The sequence below is a fragment of the Chamaesiphon sp. VAR_69_metabat_338 genome (assembly GCF_031423935.1).
Taxonomy (GTDB): domain Bacteria; phylum Cyanobacteriota; class Cyanobacteriia; order Cyanobacteriales; family Chamaesiphonaceae; genus Chamaesiphon.
Window position 1 is genome coordinate 1 of record NZ_JANPGM010000530.1, and the last position, 5,422, is coordinate 5,422.

The window sequence follows — 5,422 nt, forward strand, 5'->3', positions numbered from 1 at the left end:
ACCGACTGCCAACTAAACATCCCAACAATCAAATCGTCGAGTTGCGCCTCATTCAAAGCAGCGAGCTGACTCGTCACATTCTCCGTTGGTACATATCCCTGAAACTTCACACCCATAACTCTAGTGGCAGAATTCAGCTTACCTTTTAGCTCACCTCTTAGCTCACCCTTCCGTTCCGCCTTATCCATTTCAGCATCATACCAAGCATCGATCTCTGCCATCGTCCTCATAAACTCTTGCTCCTCTGCACTTAAACTATTTACTGGTAAGTCTTTGAGATACACGCAATATTTGAGGCTTGCCCGTATTGTATCATTTTTCTCCCTTCGCTCTGGTGATAGCTGTTCGATGCCCTCAAACGCGCGTCGAGCGGATTCTTTATTCCCTAGCAGCTTCAACCACATGGTTGCCGAGCTATATTCTAGCTGCTCGATGACGACTATGCCCATCCGCAGAAGTTTGACTGTTTCGTATACGCCGACACCGAATTCTGGATGTGGTTTGGCTCCACATAGCTCTAATAGTTCGGGACTACAATTGACTGTCAAAATCCAAGTAAATGGGTTTTGGTTGTCGATGAGCTGGAGTGATTCGGGCGATAGTTGTTGATATTTGGCTGTCTGTTGGGCTTGTTTAAGCGTTGTGGCTAATTCTGCTTGTTTCGGCTCCCAATACAAGTTTTTGCGCGTGATGGATTTGTGGATATGCTTTTCCTGAGCATAGCCGCTGTAATGCTCGATAATAATCGTGGAGTGAACCTTCATCAACGCATCAAATAAGCCTAAATCTTCCTGTTCCCAGCCAAATTTATCCGATTGAGCGACAAACATAAAGTCTATTTCTAGATCTTCATCATTTCGCACCTGGATGTTCTGAAGTGTCTCACCTTTGGACTGATATAGAGAACGCAGGTAAAATTTAAAAAATCGGTCGTGCTTGTATTGAGCCATTAATTTATTAGATCGCTAATCTCATACTCATATCGTGCCACAAATCGAGATTCAACCTGACGATCGCGATGATATTTAAAGCCAAATTTTTCATAGATCGATCTGTTATTTCTTTGCTATTGACAATCGACTCAACTGCATTCGCGATCGCTCGGTGAAGATGGCAGCTAGCGGTACCAGCACGAGCATAAGCGATCGCAAATTCCTGTTTGGATGAATCACATTGCTCAGTACAGTGACGCGATCGCCTGCTGTCGCCAGTATCCTCGATTTCCAGCGTGGTAGCCTTCACGATCGTGATAGTTAACACATTTTTCGACCCAAATCTGAAATAATTCACCAAATTGGGATTGACGATCGGTTCGATCGGGTATAATCTCAATCTAATATTTAATTTCATCTTTTCTTGTCTTTAATAAAAAAGCGACCCATCAGTCTCTGTAATTACCGAACTAGCGGGTTTAATCTAAAGTAGCATTTCAATCTCGTAGTCATGTGCCAGCAGCATCCGCGATTGCTGCTACTCTTTGAAACAAATTGGCTTTATTGCTGGATTATTAGTTTTTTGTCCTATTATTAACTCAAAACTTCGATAAATGAAATCAGTAGTTACTGGTATAAGATCTGGCGCGAATAGAATCCTTGTTGTTGACGATGCGCCAGAAATTTTGGCTGTTACCGATGCCGTGCTCTCCACAGCAGGTTATGAGACGATATCTTATACCGACGGCCTCATCGCGCTGCAAATTATGGATCTGCTGCCACCAGACTTAATTATTCTCGATATCAACATGCCTCAGATTGATGGCTACGAGATGACGAAGCGGATTAGAAGCAATGCTACTTGGGATCTGACGCCGATTTTGCTATTCTCAGCACTCGATCGCACTCAAGCAGCTCTAGGACTAGAATGTGGTGCCGACGATCTCATTGGCAAGCCAGTCGCAATCGAGGAACTACTCGGCAAGGTGAACCTATTGTTGCATTCTCGTCGTCGCCAGCAACATCGTCAACAACGGCGAGCAGGTTAGAGGACAAGGAGTGAATAGTGGATAGTGAATCGGATTTTTGTGCTCGATGCTTAAGCTAGCTCCCCGCTCCCCGCAAAACACTACGCCCAAGACTACTACACCTCGCATTCGGGTCTAAATTTACACTGCTGTGAGATGGCCACTCGGAGTATTTTTTGGTATGCTTTAGTATCGATCGTGTAAGAGCCAAAGCGTTCGAGGTGCGGATTGGTCATTTGGGCATCAAAGAGGGTGAAGTTCTGCTGGCGGAGATGATTTACTAGGTGTACCATCGCCACTTTCGAGCCTTCGGGAATCTGGAAAAACATTGATTCGCCGATAAATGCGCTGCCAATGGCAATGCCTAAGATCCCACCAGCGAGTTCGTTGCCTTGCCAAGTTTCAAAACTATACGCCCAACCTGCTTGGTTTAATTCCCAGTAAATCTGTTGCAGTTCGCGGGAAATCCAGGTAGTATCTCGATCGGCACAACCCGCCACCACAGCCCGAAAATCGCCATTAATCCTGACGGTAAAGCGATTTTGATTGATAACCCGTCGTAGTGAGGTGGGATAGCGAAAGCGATCGTCGAGCGGAATCAACGCATGTTCGTTGCTAGAATACCACTGCAAATCGCTATCCTCATCGTCCGCCATCAAAAAATGACCATGGGAGTAGCCTTCGATAATTCCTGGTATGTGGTAGTTGCTCATGTCGATAGGGGATAGGGAATAGGGGATAGAGGGTAGCGATTCGCGCTCGTCGGGTTCCCCGACGGTTTAGCGAATCAAGACAGGGTTTCGGTTTTAGGTTTGAGGCTTTAGGTTTTAGGTTTTTAAATACTCGTTATGCCATCTTTCCTGGTTCTCCTGCTCTATATCCCTATTCCCTATTCCCTATCCCCTCTCTTGGTATCCGAAAACTCTTTCTAAAACCCAGATGGACTCTACTATGATGGTGAGTACGATGACAATCATAAGCATAAAACATGGATATTGGCATTCCCAGAGAGACCAAAGACCAAGAATTTCGAGTTGGCTTGACACCCAGTATTGTTAGGTCATTAATCGATCGGGGGCATCAAGTATTTGTCGAAACTAATGCTGGGGCAGGCTCTAGCTTTCCCGATGCTGAATATATCCAAGCGGGAGCTAAGATCGTGCCGACAGCCGCAGCCGCTTGGGATCGAGCAATGGTTGTCAAAGTTAAAGAGCCGCTAGCTACAGAATACGCTTACCTCCAAAAAAATCAGCTCCTATTCACCTATCTCCACCTTGCCGCCAACCGCGCGTTGACAGAACAGCTTGTCGATACGGGTGTCAGTGCGATCGCCTATGAGACAGTCGAATTACCCGATGGCAAGCTCCCGCTCTTGGCACCAATGAGCATCATCGCAGGGAGATTATCCATCCAATTTGGGGCGAGATTTCTAGAGAAACAACAAGGGGGTAGTGGTGTACTCCTCGGCGGCGTACCGGGCGTACAACCTGGGAGCGTAACCATTCTCGGTGGGGGCATCGTCGGTACGGAGGCTGCGCGGATGGCAGTCGGGATGGGCGCACAGGTAACGATCCTGGATGTGAATGTCGATCGATTGAGCTATTTGGAGACTATTTTTGGTTCGCGGGTGACTTATCTCTATAGTAATGCGCAGAATATCGAAACCTCCGTGCGTACTGCCGATCTGGTCATCGGTGCGGTGCTGATCTTGGGTAAACGTGCGCCGATCCTCGTCTCTAAAACCCTCGTGAGCGAGATGAAGCCAGGTTCCGTGATTATTGACGTCGCCGTCGATCAAGGGGGCTGCATCGAGACGGTACGCCCCACCTCACACACTAGTCCGGTGTATACAGAAGCAGGAGTGGTTCACTATGGCGTGCCCAATATGCCAGGAGCGGTTCCCTGGACGGCGACGCAAGCCTTGAATAATAGTACGGCACCCTATGTCATCAAATTAGCCGATCGCGGATTGGCAGCTCTGGAACAAGATCTCAATCTCGCCAAAGGGGTGAATGTGCGCAGTGGATCGATCGTCCATCCCGCTGTGCGATCGGTTTTCCCCGATTTGGCTAGTTAGTGAAGTATCGCTAGAGCGAGAATGTCGATCGGTAGAACATCCTAAAATGGATGGCTTCAGATTTGAACTTTGTAGAAGATATCTGCTTACCGATCTTCAAAATAATTGTCATTATTTGCAAATAGATCCGTGACAAGAATTCGGACGAAAACTTGCGATCGCTGTCAGCTTCCGGCTGATGTTTTGTATCGGGTTCGGGTAGATCGATCCGGTGAGTGGCAGTTTGTCTGCGACAAGTGTTGGCAATTACTCGATCGCGATAGTCCCGATTATGTCTATGGTGGTACTTGGAAAGCGCGCAAGCGATAGAACTTATCCGATCGATATCTCCAGTTTATCGATCGCAATTTGCTGATGAGATTTATCAAAACATCTCATTAATTAATGATTGCTCGATCGTCAGATTGTACGTTAGTTTAGAGCGATGTCCCTTATCGCAGGAACTAAAGATATGCAGCAGTCAATTATCGCTCCAGCAGATAGTAATATACCTGAGGTAACATCGAGTGCGCCTTGGTATAAGCAGTTCGATCGTAGTTATATCGTGCGGACTTTAGAGTTAGTACAAGATGCCATTGCAATTTCTCTATGTATTGGATTGTTTTGTGTAATGGTATTGCAGTTGAAAGAAATATTCTTCTCGCTGACAACCTTGCGCTTTCATGAGATTACTGCCGATATTTTGTTTATTTTAATTTTGGTCGAATTATTTCGACTGTTAATTATTTATCTCCAAGAACAACGGGTATCGATCGGGGTATCGGTAGAAGTGGCGATCGTGTCGGTACTGCGAGAGGTAATTGTCAAAGGGATTTTGGAAGTTCAATGGCAACAGGTGATGGCGACTTGTGCGTTCTTGATTTCGATGGCAATCTTGATGGTGGTACGGGTATGGATACCGCCAACTTTTGAAGGGATCGACCCAGAGCATCAGGTTTCTAATCGGCTCAAAGTTAGTAAGCATCATGATTAAATCCCGCCAGACCCCCGACTTCTTCAAGAAGCGGCTCGCGCACGCCTTTGTTCCCCGACGGTTTGCGGATGCGCTCGTCACGGAGGTTTCCTCCAGGTTTAGCGCACCAAGCAGCAGCGCATCGAACGGGAGGTTCCCTGTCTTGTCGCACTTCTAAGGCGAGGAAACCTCGCCAGAGCGCGCCGCTCCCGTTTGTGTGCGACAAGACAGCGACTTAGATCGCGCGGAGGTTCCCGACCCATGGCTTTGGGTCAAGACAGCGAATCAAGACAGAGGGGCTGGGGGTGAGGGCAAGGTTAATGAGTTTTACAAGCCAGACTTAGCATGAGATCTCGATCGATCGCCTCCTGGCAATCGATCGACCCCAAACGAACAATTAATAAGTTTTAGTAATATTTAAACGATCTAGCAT

Annotated in this window: 8 protein-coding genes; 4 read left to right on the forward strand and 4 right to left on the reverse strand. The window is 46.9% G+C overall.

All coding sequences use genetic code 11. From position 1 onward, the window contains the following. A partial coding sequence (locus tag RMO84_RS14660; RefSeq protein ID WP_310489185.1) for a hypothetical protein occupies nt 1–950 on the reverse strand: 950 nt, incomplete at its 3' end. A gap of 7 nt (nt 951–957) precedes the next feature. After that, nucleotides 958–1,350: a hypothetical protein gene (locus tag RMO84_RS14665; protein WP_310489186.1), complete on the reverse strand. Its 393-nt coding sequence runs from the start codon at nt 1,348–1,350 to the stop codon at nt 958–960. A gap of 196 nt (nt 1,351–1,546) precedes the next feature. On the opposite strand from RMO84_RS14665, the gene RMO84_RS14670 reads away from it, so the two are divergent. Next, nucleotides 1,547–1,981 carry a response regulator transcription factor gene (locus RMO84_RS14670; RefSeq protein ID WP_310489187.1) on the forward strand — a complete coding sequence of 145 codons (435 nt, stop codon included), beginning with the start codon at nt 1,547–1,549 and terminating at the stop codon, nt 1,979–1,981. A 95-nt stretch (nt 1,982–2,076) separates the two neighbouring features. Here the strand turns inward: RMO84_RS14670 and aat are convergent, their stop codons facing one another. Then, on the reverse strand, nt 2,077–2,673 hold the full coding sequence (aat, locus tag RMO84_RS14675; protein WP_310489188.1) for a leucyl/phenylalanyl-tRNA--protein transferase: 597 nt from the start codon (nt 2,671–2,673) through the stop codon (nt 2,077–2,079). A gap of 275 nt (nt 2,674–2,948) precedes the next feature. Here aat and ald point away from each other — a divergent pair, with 275 nt between their 5' ends. The 3 genes from ald (at nt 2,949) to RMO84_RS14690 (ending at nt 5,010) form a co-directional block, all read left to right on the forward strand. Next, a complete protein-coding gene (gene ald / locus RMO84_RS14680) occupies nt 2,949–4,037 on the forward strand; it encodes an alanine dehydrogenase (protein ID WP_310489189.1) in 1,089 nt (362 codons plus the stop codon). Nucleotides 4,038–4,166: 129 nt separating this feature from the next. Next, entirely contained in the window at nt 4,167–4,346 is a 180-nt protein-coding gene (locus RMO84_RS14685; protein ID WP_310489190.1) for a hypothetical protein, read from the forward strand. A 142-nt stretch (nt 4,347–4,488) separates the two neighbouring features. Further along, nucleotides 4,489–5,010: a phosphate-starvation-inducible PsiE family protein gene (locus tag RMO84_RS14690; protein WP_310489191.1), complete on the forward strand. Its 522-nt coding sequence runs from the start codon at nt 4,489–4,491 to the stop codon at nt 5,008–5,010. Here RMO84_RS14690 and RMO84_RS14695 read toward each other — a convergent pair. Further along, the gene (locus RMO84_RS14695; RefSeq protein ID WP_310489192.1) at nt 4,991–5,215 is read right to left on the reverse strand and encodes a hypothetical protein; all 225 of its coding nucleotides are present in this window, start codon (nt 5,213–5,215) and stop codon (nt 4,991–4,993) included. The genes RMO84_RS14690 and RMO84_RS14695 overlap by 20 nt on opposite strands. Nucleotides 5,216–5,422 lie beyond the last annotated feature (207 nt).

What these genes read in the sequence shown, in the direction of transcription:
- RMO84_RS14690 (WP_310489191.1), top strand. Translation starts at nt 4,489, where the DNA reads ATGCAGCAGTCAATTATCGCTCCAGCAGATAGTAATATACCTGAGGTA.
- RMO84_RS14665 (WP_310489186.1), bottom strand. Translation starts at nt 1,350, where the DNA reads ATGAAATTAAATATTAGATTGAGATTATACCCGATCGAACCGATCGTC.
- ald (WP_310489189.1), top strand. Translation starts at nt 2,949, where the DNA reads ATGGATATTGGCATTCCCAGAGAGACCAAAGACCAAGAATTTCGAGTT.
- aat (WP_310489188.1), bottom strand. Translation starts at nt 2,673, where the DNA reads ATGAGCAACTACCACATACCAGGAATTATCGAAGGCTACTCCCATGGT.
- RMO84_RS14670 (WP_310489187.1), top strand. Translation starts at nt 1,547, where the DNA reads ATGAAATCAGTAGTTACTGGTATAAGATCTGGCGCGAATAGAATCCTT.